The organism is Paenibacillus sp. KACC 21273, from assembly GCF_028736095.1.
GTDB classification, from domain to species: domain Bacteria; phylum Bacillota; class Bacilli; order Paenibacillales; family Paenibacillaceae; genus Saccharibacillus; species Saccharibacillus kyungheensis.
Map to the genome: position 1 here is coordinate 2,319,985 of NZ_CP117876.1, position 15,967 is coordinate 2,335,951.

Sequence of the window (15,967 nt, forward strand, 5' to 3'; positions counted from 1 at the left end):
ATAATCAGGCTTCCTTTTTGTATATTTTTGTACAAATAGAAGATGAGTGGATTACTACTATAGTTAGATCTGATCTATACCGTACCTAGATAAAGCTTTGGTAGATGCGTCGAATAGTCGCCATTGCAGATAATTATTTTCAAGTACAACAACACGCTTACCGAGTGAACGTAACTTGCTAAGTACATAATGTGTTTCACTACCATCAAATACAAGATGGATACGATAGGTCTGTGTATCTTCACTGAATTTCACTTGCTTCTCAAAGCATGAGAAAGCATGCAAAATACGACTGAGTTCTATATTGTATTGAGGCAGAATTTCGATTAAAGCTTGATGTTGATTCGCTGTTGCTTTCTGCTCCATATATTGCTGAATCTGATTGTATTGAGTGCTCTCGATAGCAGGCAGATCTTCAATTTGGGTAATCCGTATCAATCTTGTAGTCATCGCTACTTGAGAACGCAAATTGTACCAGATTAGATACCATTCACGCTTGACCATAGAAAATTCTAAACGCCAGGGAACCGCAGGTTGCATCCCTGTGACTTGTCCATGTTTGTTCTCATACTGGATAGATACACATTCTTGTTGACGGATACTTTTTCGTAAAGGCTGAATTAACGTATGATACATATGATGGTGATGACTACCTGCTTTTTCGACCAATGCAGGCTGAAAAAGAAGTTGTTGCTCTTCTGGTATACAATCTATGATTTTGGCAATCAGGTCAGCAGATAATGCTTCACCAGCAATAGGATGATCTAACATTGTTTTGAGCCATATCCGTTCTTGAGTGGTTAACGTATACGTTCCATGTTCTTCTAAGACTGATGTTAATTGATAACTAAAAATCTTCTCGAACAGATTCATAATAAGCTTGAATCTCCTTCCATTCATCGATCAACGACTGACGTAATTCTGCGGGAGCCAGTACTTCACAGCTCGAACCAAAGCTACGTAGCCATGGTCTAATCTCGATATATCCATTCACTTGGATCTCATATACAAACCATTCATCGTTCTCCTCTGTGATTTGTCCCCATTGTCCTTGCAATACGACACGCTCAAGAATAAAATCTGTTGGTAATGGATCTGCTTTGTAAAAGCGTGCTTGCACTGTAATCGTATCTCCCGTATCGACTAACCAGCTATATTGCGTTTTACGTTGTAACTTTGCCAGATACTTTGCAACATGTTCTTCAGATTGTTGCTCTTCTTCTACAATATCAATCATACCGCTCATACGGAATTTAACGATTTGTCCTTTGGGATTAACGCCAAGCAGATACCAACGACCGTATTGATGATCATAGACGACTTGTAGGGGCAACACGATATGCCGGTGCACAACCGTATTTTCATCGGTAAATAAAGGATTGGTCTGGCGCGCACTGTAATTATTTTTGACTTTAGTAGAAAAGTATTGAAACGATATTTGTCGCCGTGCACGAATCATCTGAAGCAATGTATATAGGTGTGCTTCATCCAGAATACGAGCATCATAATGATATTTATAATGAAACGGTTCAATTAATCGCTGATCCCATTGTTCAGCAGGTATCGTAGCTTGAAGTGCTTTTTTGAGATTATCACGTAGTAAATATCCTTGTACTGAAGGAATCTGTGTATTTGCCATAATATCTACAAATTCATACAATTCGATCAATTCCGCTTGAGTGAGACAATCGGTTAGATCATTATTGAGACGATAGTGATATGGACGAGTGCCAGGTTCACGACAAATCACACCGATCTCTTCTAAATATCGCAGATCCGAACGAATCGTCTTCTCATCCGGTGGAACAGTATCACTATCGATCAGTTGCTCATCACAATAGACTAATAGCTGGGTAGCAGTCATTGTTTGCTGTTTTAAAGCAGTCAAAATCATAGGCAAGCGCTGACTTTCTGATTCTTTGATCGATTTGGCTCGATATAGAAACAGTAGGGTGGGTTCAGCGGAATCAACATAGCTATAACGAAATAGATCGTTTAGATCTTGCTCTCCATTAACTTCGCGTAATTTACGAATCGTTTTATCAAAAGTATGTATAGAAATGCCCAATCTACCAGCAAATTGTTGTCGATTATACGCATTGCCTGTCAAAGCTAACATGCGTAGATATTGAATTTCTTTATCAAAACTTTCTTTAGCCATTTGTGTTCCTCCAAGCATTTATTTCTATATGTTAGTGTTGTACAGGTTCTCTATGAAATCAAGCCTTTTATTATTCTATACAAGTCGCCATACTTTTGCCCTGTTCGCTAGATCGATAACATGAGAAGATGAATTCATCAAAGAGAGAGCAACACAAGCATAACGCTTACGTTAGTTCATCGTATATCCGAGGCGTTCAAAAGGGTTACTTCGACTTCTAATCGACAGGTCGCTGGTTCGAGTCCAGCTTCCGCTGTATATAGCGGAATAGCTCAGAGGTAGAGCGGTACACGTACCTTTTCACCTTTTTCTTCGGATATACTTTTTAATAGTAGATGTATAGGAACATAGATAAGCACATAAATAGCCGAGGCGCTTGAAAGGGTTACTTCGCATTCATGGCGTACGGTTGCCGGTTCGAATCCGGATTCCGCTATATGGCGGAATATCTCAATGGTAGAGACGTATTTTACACCTTTTCAGCCTACTTCCTCGGTTACATATCATACTTTATAAGGAGGCGAACAGAATGAGCCAGGCAAAAGATATTTTTCAACAAGCAATACCACAAATGTTAAACCGAGCAGTCTATCCCGCATATGAGCGCAATCTGCAAGAGCGTTATCTCCAAACACTGTTAACAAATACGTTAGGAAATACGGTATATGCTAACAATCGTGAGCTATTAATCGAAGCTACAGTACTACATCAAGAAATGAGTGAACTTGATCCTGAATTTATGGCAAAAGCATTGGTATTTGCACGTAATCAAGGATATATGAGAATACAACCGCTTTATGGCTTAGCAATCTTGTCTAAAGTTAGTCCTCAACTGTTCGCCCGTATTTTTGCACAAGTTGTACGTATTCCTTCAGATCTAACTGAATTTTTGACTATTTTGGAAAGTATCGGTCGTGGACAGGGTGGACGTGCAGTGAAGCGTCAAGTTGCTTTATTTCTAAATCGCACTTCTGAATACTGGGCGTTAAAATATAACGGACGTGGACGTGGTTTCAATCTGAGCGATGCTATAGTGACTTCCCATCCTATCCCTATAGATGTTAAGCAACAAGCATTATTCCGCTATCTGCGAGGACATGAGACAAATCTTGCATTAATTCCGCAGATCGAAGCAATGGAAAAACTCAAAAAGGTAACCACTGATAAAGATCGTATCAAGCAGATTCAAAAAGGCAAGCTACCCTATGAAATTGTCACAAGTGTCATTACACCAACAACTAAAGTCTGGGCACATTTATTGTACCAGATGCCTGTATTTGCATTGTTACGTCATCTAAATACGCTACATCGTCATGATGTATTGGATCATCCCGAGCATTTGCAATATATACAGCAACGCTTAACAGATGTAGAAGCATTACGTAAAGCCAAGATTTTACCTTTTCAATTTGCCAAAGCCTACAATGAAGTAAAGCATCCTGAATTACGAGATACATTAAGCGAAGCAGTAGATTTATCGTTTGATAACTTACCTGATTTACCGGGAAGAACAGCTATCTTTTTAGATATTTCAGGTTCGATGAATGGTGAGTATTTACAGACAGGTGCTGTATTTGCTTATGCATTGTACAAAAAAACTAAAGGAAATTCTTTATTCTGGTTATTTAATACAACTGTACATGATGCCAAACCTTCACGTCGTGATAGTATTATGGGTCAAGCCAGACAGGTCAAAGCATATGGAGGAACCAATACAGGAGCTCCTGTTAAGCAGTTAACAGATATCAAAGAAAAAGTAGATCAGATTATTATGATTACAGATGAACAGCAAAACACGGGTAGTGCTTTTTATAGTGAATTGCAAAAGTATCGTCAAAAAATAAACCCTCACACAAAAGCATTTATTGTAGATATTGCTCCATATCAGACTGCTATGGTTCCACCTAAAGATCGTCAAACGTTTTATATTTACGGTTGGAGTGATACTATGCTTTCTTTTATCTCCCAAACGCTTAAAGGATTCCATCATATGCAACATGAAGTAGAACAGATCGATCTAGAAAAAGACCTGTAATACGCTATAACATAAGATTTGTTCCCCTTTTGTATTGTTACAATAGAAGAGGGGAATTTTCTGCGTTGTTTCATCAATTTACATTACAGGTTTACTTTAAAGGAACAACGTATTATAATAGCAAACGTTGAGAATAATTATCATTATCATAAAAATAAAAAAGATAATGATACGGATATGAAGGAGACAGGAACATGATACTTAAAAAGCTAACCAAAACGATTTTGACGGTGGGTGCATTAACAGCGATTCTAGCAGGGTGTGGAAATACAAGCACAGCTAATCAAGCGGCTACGAACAGTACGAATACCGCCAACGCGATTACAATTCAAGATACAGTCGGTACAACGACTTTGCCAGCACCTGCACAAAAAGTCGTTGCACTGGAATGGTCATTTGCAGACGATCTATTGGCACTTGGGATAACACCTGTAGGGATTGCTGATGATGATAAGCCAGAAGCGATGACCAAATTAGCAGGTAAAGCATTTGAATATATGCCTTTAGGTAAACGCGAGACCCCTGATTTGGAAAAGATTACTGAAGCTTCGCCTGATCTAATTATTGCAGATAGCGATCGCCATACCAAAATTAAAGATCAATTGGATCAGATCGCACCTACGATTGTATTGAATAGCCGTAAAGGTTCTTATGCTGAAAGTATTGATGATTTCAAAGTCATTGCCAAAGCTGTTGGTAAGGAAAAAGAAGCAGAAGCACGTGTCAAACAGCATGATCAAATAATGGCTGATCTCAAAAAACAAGTAGAAGCGATGGGAAGTAAAAAAGTATTAATCGGAGTTGCACGTAAAGACGGATTTGATGTACATACATCTGATTCTTATGCAGGTCAGGTCATGACAGAAATGGGCTTCCAAAATGCTATCTCTAATACTGACGAACCTTATGTAGAGCTAAGCTTAGAGACGCTTACTACGCTTGATCCAGATGTGATCTTTATAGCAACGGATGATTCTGAAGCGATCACGAATAAGTGGAAAGAAACACCAGTCTGGAAAAACTTGAAAGCTGCTAAAAACAACCAAGTCTTTATGGTAGATCGTGATATCTGGACTCGATTCCGTGGCATCACACCTGCTGAGAAAATTGGACAAAATGCACTGGACTTTATCAATGGTAAAGTGAAAAGCCAATAATTGAATTGATTGAGCTAATCACAGCAACAAAAGCTATACTTGACAGAACCCTGTTGAGTGTAGCTTTTTTGTATTATAATACTATTACAGTTAAAGATATTTTTAGACGGTACAATTTATATATATTGAGGAGGAAAAATAAGTGGGTTTTACTGGTAAAGTTCCTTTGTTTAGAGAAGGTCATATTGTAACTAATGATAACCAATATACGCTACCTTCTTTTCTAATTATAGGAGCACAAAAAGCAGGTACTACCTCTTTATATCATTATTTGATTCAGCATCCTCAGATTGAACCCGCTATCGTAAAAGAAGTTCATTATTTTGATGAACAATGGCGAAATGGAGTAGAATGGTATCAATCACATTTTCCTTATCTCAAATTTACAGAAAGTATAACTGGTGAAGCTACACCTTATTATTTATTTCATCCTCAAGCCCCTAAGCGTGTATATCATATGCTACCAGACGTCAAACTTATTATCTTATTACGTAATCCTATAGATCGTGCGTATTCTCATTATCAAATGATGGTAAGACGTGGAATAGAAAATTTATCTTTTGAAGAAGCAGTAGCATCAGAATTGGAACGAACTGAATTAATTTATTTACAAATGATGGCAGACTCTAATTATCATAATGGTGATCTAGCAAGCTACTCGTATGTACGCCGAGGACAATATATAGAACAAATTCGTCGTTGGTTAAAATGGTTTTCTATGGATCAGATGTGCTTTATAAATAGTGAAGAATTATTTACTAATCCTGAACAAACGTATCAAAAAGTCACCCGGTTTTTAGGACTTCCTGATGTTCAACTCGAACAGTATGAGCATTTACATGAAGGTGGTTATGATGATAAAGAGAATGAAGCTATTCGTCATACTCTTCAGCAACATTTTAAACCGTACAATGAAAGATTGTTTGAGTATTTAAATGTTTCTTATCCTTGGTAAAAAAGAGTATTCCGTATAATAACTTACGGAATACTCTTTCTTTATTTGGTATAGAAAAGATATTAGCCTTTCACAGCACCAGCTACAACACCTCTAACAATATACTTTTGCAATAGAACAAATACGATAATCGAAGGCATAACTGCCATGACCATAGCTGTCATCGCATATTGCCAATCCGAGGTATACTGCCCGACAAATGTATAAGCGGCAAGTGTTAATGTTTTGGTGGCAGGTGAACCATTTACCATCAATAATGGCAATAGAAAGTCATTCCAGATCCACATCACATCAATAATAATGATCGTTGTAGTTACCGATTGAAGCAGAGGGAAGATAACTAAGAAAAATAGTTTGAAGCCAGAAGCTCCATCAATGGTAGCACTCTCATCTACTTCCCGTGGGATCCCTTTCACAAATCCATGATAAATAAATACCGCTAGTGGTGCACCGAATCCCCAATACAAAATTCCTAATCCCCATGTGCTATCTGACAAATGAAGATTTTTAGCTAATTGCAATACCGTTAACATAATCGATTGAAATGGGATTAACATCGGTATAATACAGAGCAGATAGATCATATTGCTCCACTTGGACTGGGTACGAGATAATTTGTAAGCCGCAACGGATGAAAATAAAATAATCCCAATCAGACCAATCAAAGTAATAATCGTATTATTGATAAATAAACGCGGATAATTGATATATTTCCATACGTACGCATAGTTATCAAAATTAAACTGTTGGGGCATCGCAATCACATCACTCATCACTTCGGAAAAGCTTTTAAAAGAGTTAATAATCGCCAGAATAAGCGGATATAAAAACAAAAGCGACAGAATGATCATCACTATTTCTAGAATCAAGCGACCTGTTTTGGCAGATGTCATCAGGCTTCAACCTCCCTGCGTTTGAAGATACCGAGTTGAATAAATGTAATTACAAGTACCGCTATAAATAACACAAGTGCTTTGGCAGTTCCATAGCCGTATAAGTTGTTCTGGAACGTATCACGATAAATATCATAAGCGACACTATAGGTTGTTCCACCCGGTCCACCACCGGTAAGCGATAGAATCACATCGAACACTTTGATGGAGTTCGTAAGCGCCATAAAGACCGAGATCGTAATCGATGGAGCGAGTAGAGGTAAAGTAATACTGAAAAATTTGCGAAATGCGCCTGCACCATCCACAGTAGCAGCTTCTTTGAGATCTTCAGGTACAGCCTGCAATCCTGCGATATAGATCACCATATAAAATCCAACCGATTGCCAGATCGACACACCTAGAATCGAGATAAAAGCAAGCCCGGGTTCACCTAACCAGCTCATCGCAAATATCCCCCAGCCGGTAGTGGCTCCCAACGATTCAAATCCTTGCATAAAAATAAATTTCCAGATAAAGCCCACAATAACGAGGCTCAGAATATAAGGGACAAAAAATGCCGCCCGTAACCATGTAGTAGACCGTAACTTCATATCCAAAATCAATGCCAGTACAATCGCCAGCACATTGACCAGTACAATATACAGCACCATATATTTGATCGTGAACCATGCCGCGCTACTGAAATTCGCATCCCCTGTAAAAATTTGATGGAAATTATCCAGTCCTACAAATTTAGGATGCTTGGCGATTCCATTCCATTTGGTCAATGAATAACGTACAGTCATCACAAATGGAATATAAAAAGCAACCGCAATACAGATCAGCACAGGTAAAGTAAATATGCCAAATTGCAATCGATCAGACCATTTTCGCCCCATTTTCATTAGTTATACCTCTTTCCCGAAAATAATATCCGATATCATATTCTAGAATAAAGCGGTTACATAAAATGTATAGCTTTTTCTGATACTTGTATTATAGAATGGCGTTACGCTCTTCAAAATGGATTTAAGAAAACAGTTAAGGGGAAAAAAGTGAACAGCAAAAGAAATATCATTACAGGAGATGAACAACAAATGGGGAGAAAAGGGAATCGTCTGCCGGTCAAGAAACATCCCTATTTGGGTAGATATGTAGAGGTTACAAAGTTAAAAATAACAGCGATCTGGCATGTCTTATCCAGTCGCTTGTTGTATAAGCTAGTGATCTTATTCACATCTATTATTATTTTGGTGGTTACTTCTTTGACTGTGATCTCTTATCAGATGATTCGCAAAGAATCAGTTAAGCATAGTATTGAGAGTACAGCGAATAATCTACTGCTGGTCAATCGCAATTTACAAGATTATATGGATGGAATCGCTCAATATTCTTTGCCACAACTACAATATGATGATCTGATTCATGCGATTATGAATGAGAAGCAAGAGTATGCTTCACGTATGTATCTGGAAAATTATTTACGACGATTGTATTTTGGTCGCAGTGATCTGGATGGTATTTCTCTATATATTGTGCAAGAACAGAAGTATTATTCGGTCAGTCGTGAATCGTATAATATTGCTTCTCGTTCTGGATATGATGAAGATATTGCTAATCAACCGTGGTATAACACAGTGCTTCATCGAACCGATAATCAATACTTTCAATCCCTAGCTTTAACTCCAGCAGACAACAGTCATTTGGCTCAGTCTGATAGTTTTATGGCATATCATCGTGTATTACGCTCTATCGCTTCTCGTCAACCACAAGCGATTTTAACCTTCTATGTCAATCCTTCTGCGCGAGATACGATTTTGCAAGATACTTCGATAGATGCAGGTGAACATCTCATTTTTACCGATGCCAATCATATTCCTTTTTATGTAGACGATCCTCTTTTTTATCAATCTATGTTAGCAAGTGGACTGATCAAGCAATTGCAATACCAGACCAGTGATCCTTTAACATGGACGATAGATCAGCAGCGGTATATGGTCATGTACAATACATCGACTTCTAATCAATGGACATTAATGAAGCCTATTTTATATAGCCAGATTTATGAAGTGGCTAATACTACTCGTAATCTCAGTTACTTGATCGGTGCAGGATTTTTGCTACTTTCATTTGCACTGGTGACTGTATTAGCGAATGAAATCACTCGACCTTTGGGGCATTTGTCCAAGCAAATGAACCGATTTAGCAGTGGAGAATTTGAGATTGAAGCCACTGTAAAAGGGCAAGACGAGATTGCTCATCTCACCAAACATTTTAACGATATGGTGCGCAATACCAATGAATTAATCAATGAGCGTTATCGAATGAAATTAGTCGAGCAAAATGCGATTTTGAAAGCGCTTGAAGCAGAGCTTAATCCTCATTTTCTGTATAATGCGTTACAAGCAATTTCAACCAAAGCACTGCGTAGTGGCAGACTGGATATAGCGGATATGGTTGATAATCTAGCGCAGACGCTTCGTTATTGTATCGGTGGCAAAGACATTGTCATGGCAAGCGAAGAACTCAAACATATAGAACGTTATCTATCGTTGCAAAAAGCACGCTTCGGCAGTCGTTTACAGATGACAGTTCATTGGGATGATTCGTTACTTCAATTACCTATTCCCAAATTATCGATTCAATCTTTGGTCGAAAATTCAATTAAACATGCAGTTGAACAAGTATCCGAGCCGGTTATGATTACAATTACAGCGCATTTAACAGATCAAGATGTGCTGATTACTGTACGCGATAATGGACCCGGTATTCCGCCAGATCGGTTAGAGCAGGTATTGGCATCATTTGAGCAAACATTTATTGAACGTGAAGGGAGCCATATTGGACTCCAAAATCTGCATACCCGATTACAAATTTTATATGGTGAACAAGCCGGTTTACTGATTGCTAGTGATAATATAGGTACCGAATTAAGTATGCATATACCACAAGGGGGAAAGTAAGATGTATCACATTTTAATTCTGGATGATGAAGAACCGTTGCGTGAAGCGATTCGTATCTTGGGAGAATGGGACAATCTGAAGATTAGTGAGATCTATGAAGCAATCAATGGACAAGAGGGATTGTCTATTTTGCGCGAACATCATATTGATCTTATTATGGTCGATATGAAGATGCCAGGAATGAACGGTGTTGAATTTTTGAAAAAAGTGAAGCAGGAATATCCTGATATGCTGACCATTGTGATTAGTGGATATAACGATTTCGAATATACACATCAAGCGATTCGCTCGAACGTATTAGATTATTTGCTCAAACCTGTCAATCGACACGAATTAAATGATACATTACGCAAAGCGGTTCATCTATTACAAGAACGTCAGCAACAACATCAGCAGAAGATTCAACAACATCGTGCACTGCATGTGTCTTTGCCCAAATTAAAAGAAAATATCTATCAATCGTTGATCGACAAACGATTCAAAAAGCAAGGCAATGAAGATATGCTCGCTATGATTGGAGCAGAAGATGATACTTGTTATCATGGAGCTGTTGTTTTGCGTATTCTTAATATAGAGCAAGTGCGCCGTCAGCGCTTTTATGGAGATACCAGTCTGTTATACTTTGCTATCGCTAATGTGCTAAATGAATGTACAGAAGATGATATTCAATATTTTTGTTTTGCTAATCAGCGTTTAGAACGTGAAATGATTCTGATCTATCATGCAAGGCATCGTTATCCACAAGAACTTGGTTTTGCTGTACAACAACGGGTACGAAGCTTGATTCAGACTTTAGAGCATTTATTAGATCTCTATATTATAGCAGGATTAGGCATAGCTTCGAATGATATTCAACAACTAGCGACAGCGTATGAGCAAGGTAAACATATGATTGAGCAAATGAATATCTTGGAGCTGAATCGCTCAATGATTATCCCTTACGAACAGCGTAATGCTATCGCAGAATCTCATAGTCTCTGCTCACGCATGCCTCAGATACGTACTTTACTTGAAAATGGACATTTCCCGCAAATCCACCGTATAGCAGATGAGTTGATCGCGATGATTAAGCAATCTCCTTATTTGAGTATGCATATGGCTGAATACAGTCTGCATGATTTTGAAGGTCAACTGTATGAGATCACCAGAGAATTAGATCAGCGATTATTAGCAGATGAATCAGCGATTACGAATGCCAGAAAAGAACGAATACAGATTCATACTCTGGATATGATGAATATTGCGCAGTGGGAGCAACATGTACACGATATTATTACGTATTATGCAGAAATGGTACGGAAATCAGGAGGGAGTCGCCAATCTTTTCATATCAGTGATATTCGAGCCTATATCGATCAGCATTACTTTGAAGAAATCAAAATTTCGATGTTCACCGATAAATATTATCTCAGTCGTGAATACCTGATGAAGTTATTTAAGCAAGAGTATCAGATGGGGATTCATGAATATGTACAGCAACTGCGAATGGACAAAGCCAAAATATTACTGAATGAAGAAAGACTCAAAATACAGGAAATTTCAGAGATGCTAGGGTATAAAGATAAAAATTATTTTAGCAAAGCTTTTCGTAATTATTATCAATTATCGCCTTCTGAATATAGAGCGCAACGATCAGCAATATCAAATAAGTAAGCGTATTCATAAATTCACTTTTTTACCCTTAATAGATTACTTATCTACATTTTTATCTGAACCGAGTTTCACTAGAATAAGACTATACAGTATAGCAGGGGCATTGGTTGATCAATGCTTGGGGCTGACTAATTTGAAATATGGGGGCATATACATGTTCAAAAAGATGATGGTCTTACCCATTACGCTTGTGCTGAGCTTATCCATGTTAGCAGCTTGTGGTAACAGTACAGATACAACAGACAAGAGCGCTTCTTCAGGTGGAAGTACAGATGGTGCTGTAACAATCAATATGTTTACCGCTTCTCCAGAGTATACAGATGCATTCAATGCTTATATCGAAGAATACAAAAAAGTAAAACCGAATGTCACGATTAATCTTGAAATTATGCAGGCTGATTACAATACGATTCTCAAATCTCGGATCGCTGCTGGAAGTACACCGGATGTGTTCCAGACTACAGCAGGAGGAGATATTGATACGTATGCTGATTACAGCGCAGACTTGACCAATGAACCGCTAGCAGCAGCTATGACAGATGCTGTGCGCACGAATATGACTTCTACAGATGGTAAAGTATTAGGCTTGCCGGTTAAAGGGAATCTATTTGCACTGATTTATAATAAAGATTTATTTGCCAAAGCAGGCATTACCGAACCTCCTAAAACGATCGTTGAAATGGATGAAGCCATCAAAAAGCTAGAAGCTAAAGGAATCAAACCTTTTGCGAACGCTTACAAAGAGTGGTGGGTATGGAAACATATTTTCCAACATTATGTAGATGCAGCCGCACTTGATGCAGGTATGAGTTCCAAAGACTTGGTGAACAAATTTATTGCAGGTGAGACAACGATCAAAGAATATCCTGCACTATACAATAACTTCTTTGCTTTTATCGATACAACCGTACAATATGGTACAGACAAGCCTTTAGAACGTGATAGCAATGCTGAAGTGAGTGATTTTGCTTCTGGTAAAGCTGCAATGATGACAGGTAAAGGGGCTTGGGATGAAGAAGCGATTATCAAGATCAATCCTGATTTTAAAATGGGAATCATGGGTTACCCTGTGAGTGATAAAGCCGATCAATCGATGATTATTACTGGCGCAGATCAAGCATTACGTATTAACGCTGACTCGCCTGTGGCCAAAGAAACAATTGAGTTCTTCAACTGGTTGTACACATCAGATTACGGTAAAAACTGGTTCTCTCAAGTAGCAAAAGTCATTCCACCAATCAAAGACGCTCCACTTCCAGACTTGCAAATGCCTAAAGAAATGGAAGAAATCTTAAAAACCCAAAAATCTGGCGATCTATCTGTTAACTACTCATTAGATACATTCCACCAGAAATTCGGCGAGATCATGCAAGCCTATATCGGTAAAAGCAAAACTAAAGATCAAGCTGTCGAAGAAATTCAACAAGCATGGATTCAGTTAGGATCAGCTCAGTAATATAGATTGAAAAAAAGCATCTTCTTTCTCTGTTATTAATATGCAGAGGAGAAGATGCTTTTTGAGTTGAGAATAAGGGATGATTAATACGTGGTAGCAAAAAGATATTTTGTATATCTAATCAAGTCCCTTTGTAATACCTATTTATACTGCACGTATACGCTTAACACTTTGACGATACATCAAAATTAACAAGTATGAACCGACAAAAGCACCGGTAATGAGCCAAATCGGAATGCGTGGATCAAGTGTATACGCCCAACCACCGATAATGCCAGCAGGTGAAGTAAACAGTAGGATCAATACAGACAACATAGAGAAAATTTTAGCACGCTTTTCATCATCAATCGCATTTGCTACAGCCGTTTCTAGATAAGGCGAGCTGATCATCATACCAACAGCTGCTAGAATCGTACTGATTCCAATCCAGAGTAGACTGTGCACAGGGCCGAAGACAAGCATAATATTGGAAACAACAGATAATGCAAAACCAGCCATCATTGACCGATACACAGCACCTTCCGGTATACGCGGAGTCAATAACCATAAAGTCAGCAACATAATCAATGACGAAATAGCAGGGACGAGCGAGATAATGCCATCATCAATATGTAAATAATCTGCTAAATATAGAGAAAGATATGTCGTTTTCAGTGTCGTCTGAAAGTTAAACAAAATATATACACTAAAAATCAGTAACAATCCTTTACTTTGCAAAATATCATGAATTGCACCACTGTAGTCGACAAGGCTTTGCTTGAGTCCCAGTTCACGTGTTTCTTTCATTTTGCGATAACCCATCTCTGTCTCACGTGTAGTTAGATGGCGACCAATAAATTGAAATGTCATTAACACAAAAGCGATGACGTACATAATTCGCATTCCTGGAACTAATCCATATTCATATACCAACAGACCACCCAAAGGAGCAAACAACCCGCCAATTACACCGATAATCTGAAGTAATGTAAAAATGTATGTTCGATCTTGAGGTTTCGTATCTTCGACGAGCAAGCAATAAAAAGAAGTCGCAGGAACTCGCTGAAATCCATTAATAATTGCAGCGACAAGGAAAAACCAAAAGTTTTGCGATACCGCCCATACGAGGGTGGCTACACTCCAACTAAAAATATCGAAATAGAGCAGTGCTTTTTTGCGCCCCATACGATCTGTCAAATAACCGCTAATAAATGAAGAAAATACTTGAAATACTAGACTGATTGTCGTGATCCAACCAATATTGGTTTCACTGATGCCTAGCTGATACATATACAAGGTGGCATACGTAGCAAACATACTATAAGGAATCAGAAAAAAAGGTTCAAAGGCAAGACAGCCGCGGCTGTTGCCTTCCAAGCGTGAAAAAAAAGAACGAGCCATAGTGTGTTATATCCTCCGTTGTAAGTGAAATCGTAGAGCAGATAAGGATTTTTAGGTGATTCATTAAGTGCAAGATAAGAGTGATTTTGCTGACGAACAGATGAATGCTGCTCTCCTCATCAACGTGGTGGAAATGTGTAATTTGGGCGGCGTGCCGATTTCGTGCCGATCAGGATTTCAAAGGAACATACTGAACAAATTTGTAGAGTTCGTTTTCTTCGATCTTTTTTGTGATGGATAGATATGTATCAGCGGTTGTTTTGATTGTCCGATGACCAAGTCGCCTGGATACATACAGTAAACTGGCGCCAGATTCTAATAACATGACCGCATGCGTATGTCTAAAGCCATGCGTTCCTTTGTATTCTACGCCGACTTGTGTGCAATAACCTTGAAATGCTTCTCGCACGACCGCAGGCGTTAAATATTGGCCCCATGCATTTTGAAAGATCAAGTGGTCTTCATGGGGATAGGAAATGATCTGCTGCTGGATTTCTTTAAACTGTTTCAAATAGTCAAGTAAATCATCGTCCAGTTGAATGGTACGGTACGAAGCATAACTTTTTAGTGATGTAATCGTCAGATGATTGTGTTTATCTCTATTTGTTTGGCGTACTATCGTTAGTCTGTTGCCAGACAGATCGTCCCAACGTAAAGCAAGCGCTTCACTGATCCGCAAACCAGTACGGCTCAAAAATAACATCAGCGTATAATACAGCGGATAATCTTTAAATCGTCTTGGTGTATAGTATTTCATGAACTCTAGCAACTGATGAAGTTCGTGAAAGGTGAAATATTTGACTTTCACTTTGGAATCGATGCTGTCCTTGAACGGAACACGTACACGATCGGCAGGATTCTTTTCTAAAATTTCAAGATCGTGCATACAGAAATGAAAAATACTTTTTAATGAACTCAGATACTTCTCACATGATTTGAAAGCATATCCTTGATCGATACGATCTTGGATCCAGTCTTTGACATCTAATCGACGAATTTTGAATAGTTTCATGTTACCGAATCGAGGTAAGATATGCAATCTCAATGTCACCTCCAGTTGCTCGGCACTAGAAGCTTTTAATTCATTTTGTTTGTGACGAAACCATACCGTAGCCACCTCTTGAAATAAAAGATGACGCTGATTAAGAATATGTCCGTAGTATATACGTTCTTCTACTCGATGGGCTTCGATTTCTGCTTCTTTTTTGGAACGAAAGGTTCCAATACTACGTTCGTGCCCATCACGGGACACGCGTGCTTGCCATTTACCACTAGGAAGTTTGCGAAAGGTCGCCATAGGTCATCATCCTTTTACGATGTGATGATCGGGTGAA

The 15,967-nt window shown here is 38.5% G+C and carries 12 protein-coding genes and 1 tRNA gene; 7 read left to right on the top strand and 6 right to left on the bottom strand.

Going from position 1 to position 15,967, the window contains the following annotated elements:
- Nucleotides 1-63: 63 nt before the first annotated feature.
- The gene (locus tag PQ460_RS10510) at nucleotides 64-873 is read right to left on the bottom strand and encodes a WYL domain-containing protein (RefSeq protein WP_274172608.1); all 810 of its coding nucleotides are present in this window, start codon (nucleotides 871-873) and stop codon (nucleotides 64-66) included.
- Nucleotides 848-2,161: a helix-turn-helix transcriptional regulator gene (locus PQ460_RS10515; RefSeq protein ID WP_274172609.1), complete on the bottom strand. Its 1,314-nt coding sequence runs from the start codon at nucleotides 2,159-2,161 to the stop codon at nucleotides 848-850. The genes PQ460_RS10510 and PQ460_RS10515 overlap by 26 nt, the downstream gene beginning before the upstream one ends.
- Nucleotides 2,162-2,349: 188 nt before the next feature.
- On the opposite strand from PQ460_RS10515, the gene PQ460_RS10520 reads away from it, so the two are divergent.
- From PQ460_RS10520 to PQ460_RS10535, 4 genes are all read left to right on the top strand, one after another.
- A tRNA-Ser gene (locus PQ460_RS10520) sits at nucleotides 2,350-2,417 on the top strand.
- Nucleotides 2,418-2,690: 273 nt separating this feature from the next.
- Nucleotides 2,691-4,196 (top strand): TROVE domain-containing protein, encoded by a 1,506-nt coding sequence (locus PQ460_RS10525; protein WP_274172610.1) that lies wholly within the window; start codon nucleotides 2,691-2,693, stop codon nucleotides 4,194-4,196.
- Nucleotides 4,197-4,390: 194 nt separating this feature from the next.
- Nucleotides 4,391-5,353, top strand: a complete 963-nt coding sequence (locus tag PQ460_RS10530; RefSeq protein WP_274172611.1) for an ABC transporter substrate-binding protein — start codon at nucleotides 4,391-4,393, stop codon at nucleotides 5,351-5,353.
- Between the two features lie 142 nt (nucleotides 5,354-5,495).
- The gene (locus PQ460_RS10535) at nucleotides 5,496-6,308 is read left to right on the top strand and encodes a sulfotransferase family protein (protein ID WP_273612602.1); all 813 of its coding nucleotides are present in this window, start codon (nucleotides 5,496-5,498) and stop codon (nucleotides 6,306-6,308) included.
- Between the two features lie 62 nt (nucleotides 6,309-6,370).
- Here the strand turns inward: PQ460_RS10535 and PQ460_RS10540 are convergent, their stop codons facing one another.
- A complete protein-coding gene (locus PQ460_RS10540; protein ID WP_274172612.1) occupies nucleotides 6,371-7,201 on the bottom strand; it encodes a carbohydrate ABC transporter permease in 831 nt (276 codons plus the stop codon).
- Nucleotides 7,201-8,085 (bottom strand): carbohydrate ABC transporter permease, encoded by an 885-nt coding sequence (locus tag PQ460_RS10545; RefSeq protein WP_273612600.1) that lies wholly within the window; start codon nucleotides 8,083-8,085, stop codon nucleotides 7,201-7,203. Before PQ460_RS10545 ends, PQ460_RS10540 begins: the two co-directional genes overlap by 1 nt.
- A 150-nt stretch (nucleotides 8,086-8,235) precedes the next feature.
- Between PQ460_RS10545 and PQ460_RS10550 the strand changes: the two genes are divergently transcribed.
- The 3 genes from PQ460_RS10550 to PQ460_RS10560 all read left to right on the top strand — a co-directional run bounded on the left by PQ460_RS10550 (nucleotide 8,236) and on the right by PQ460_RS10560 (nucleotide 13,253).
- Complete coding sequence (locus PQ460_RS10550; protein ID WP_274172613.1) at nucleotides 8,236-10,143, top strand: sensor histidine kinase; 1,908 nt, start codon at nucleotides 8,236-8,238, stop codon at nucleotides 10,141-10,143.
- Between the two features lies 1 nt (nucleotide 10,144).
- Nucleotides 10,145-11,797 carry a response regulator gene (locus tag PQ460_RS10555; RefSeq protein ID WP_274172614.1) on the top strand — a complete coding sequence of 551 codons (1,653 nt, stop codon included), beginning with the start codon at nucleotides 10,145-10,147 and terminating at the stop codon, nucleotides 11,795-11,797.
- A 154-nt stretch (nucleotides 11,798-11,951) separates the two neighbouring features.
- Nucleotides 11,952-13,253 (top strand): extracellular solute-binding protein, encoded by a 1,302-nt coding sequence (locus PQ460_RS10560; protein WP_274172615.1) that lies wholly within the window; start codon nucleotides 11,952-11,954, stop codon nucleotides 13,251-13,253.
- A gap of 144 nt (nucleotides 13,254-13,397) precedes the next feature.
- On the opposite strand, the gene PQ460_RS10565 is transcribed toward PQ460_RS10560, so the two are convergent.
- Both PQ460_RS10565 and PQ460_RS10570 read right to left on the bottom strand, forming a co-directional pair.
- The gene (locus tag PQ460_RS10565) at nucleotides 13,398-14,633 is read right to left on the bottom strand and encodes an MFS transporter (RefSeq protein ID WP_273612597.1); all 1,236 of its coding nucleotides are present in this window, start codon (nucleotides 14,631-14,633) and stop codon (nucleotides 13,398-13,400) included.
- A gap of 169 nt (nucleotides 14,634-14,802) precedes the next feature.
- Nucleotides 14,803-15,930, bottom strand: coding sequence for a tyrosine-type recombinase/integrase (locus PQ460_RS10570; RefSeq protein ID WP_274172616.1), 1,128 nt, complete (start codon nucleotides 15,928-15,930; stop codon nucleotides 14,803-14,805).
- Nucleotides 15,931-15,967: the final 37 nt, after the last annotated feature.

What these genes read in the sequence shown, in the direction of transcription:
- PQ460_RS10570 (WP_274172616.1), bottom strand. Translation starts at nt 15,930, where the DNA reads ATGGCGACCTTTCGCAAACTTCCTAGTGGTAAATGGCAAGCACGCGTG.
- PQ460_RS10530 (WP_274172611.1), top strand. Translation starts at nt 4,391, where the DNA reads ATGATACTTAAAAAGCTAACCAAAACGATTTTGACGGTGGGTGCATTA.
- PQ460_RS10545 (WP_273612600.1), bottom strand. Translation starts at nt 8,085, where the DNA reads ATGAAAATGGGGCGAAAATGGTCTGATCGATTGCAATTTGGCATATTT.
- PQ460_RS10525 (WP_274172610.1), top strand. Translation starts at nt 2,691, where the DNA reads ATGAGCCAGGCAAAAGATATTTTTCAACAAGCAATACCACAAATGTTA.
- PQ460_RS10555 (WP_274172614.1), top strand. Translation starts at nt 10,145, where the DNA reads ATGTATCACATTTTAATTCTGGATGATGAAGAACCGTTGCGTGAAGCG.
- PQ460_RS10515 (WP_274172609.1), bottom strand. Translation starts at nt 2,161, where the DNA reads ATGGCTAAAGAAAGTTTTGATAAAGAAATTCAATATCTACGCATGTTA.
- PQ460_RS10560 (WP_274172615.1), top strand. Translation starts at nt 11,952, where the DNA reads ATGTTCAAAAAGATGATGGTCTTACCCATTACGCTTGTGCTGAGCTTA.
- PQ460_RS10510 (WP_274172608.1), bottom strand. Translation starts at nt 873, where the DNA reads ATGAATCTGTTCGAGAAGATTTTTAGTTATCAATTAACATCAGTCTTA.
- PQ460_RS10565 (WP_273612597.1), bottom strand. Translation starts at nt 14,633, where the DNA reads ATGGCTCGTTCTTTTTTTTCACGCTTGGAAGGCAACAGCCGCGGCTGT.
- PQ460_RS10540 (WP_274172612.1), bottom strand. Translation starts at nt 7,201, where the DNA reads ATGACATCTGCCAAAACAGGTCGCTTGATTCTAGAAATAGTGATGATC.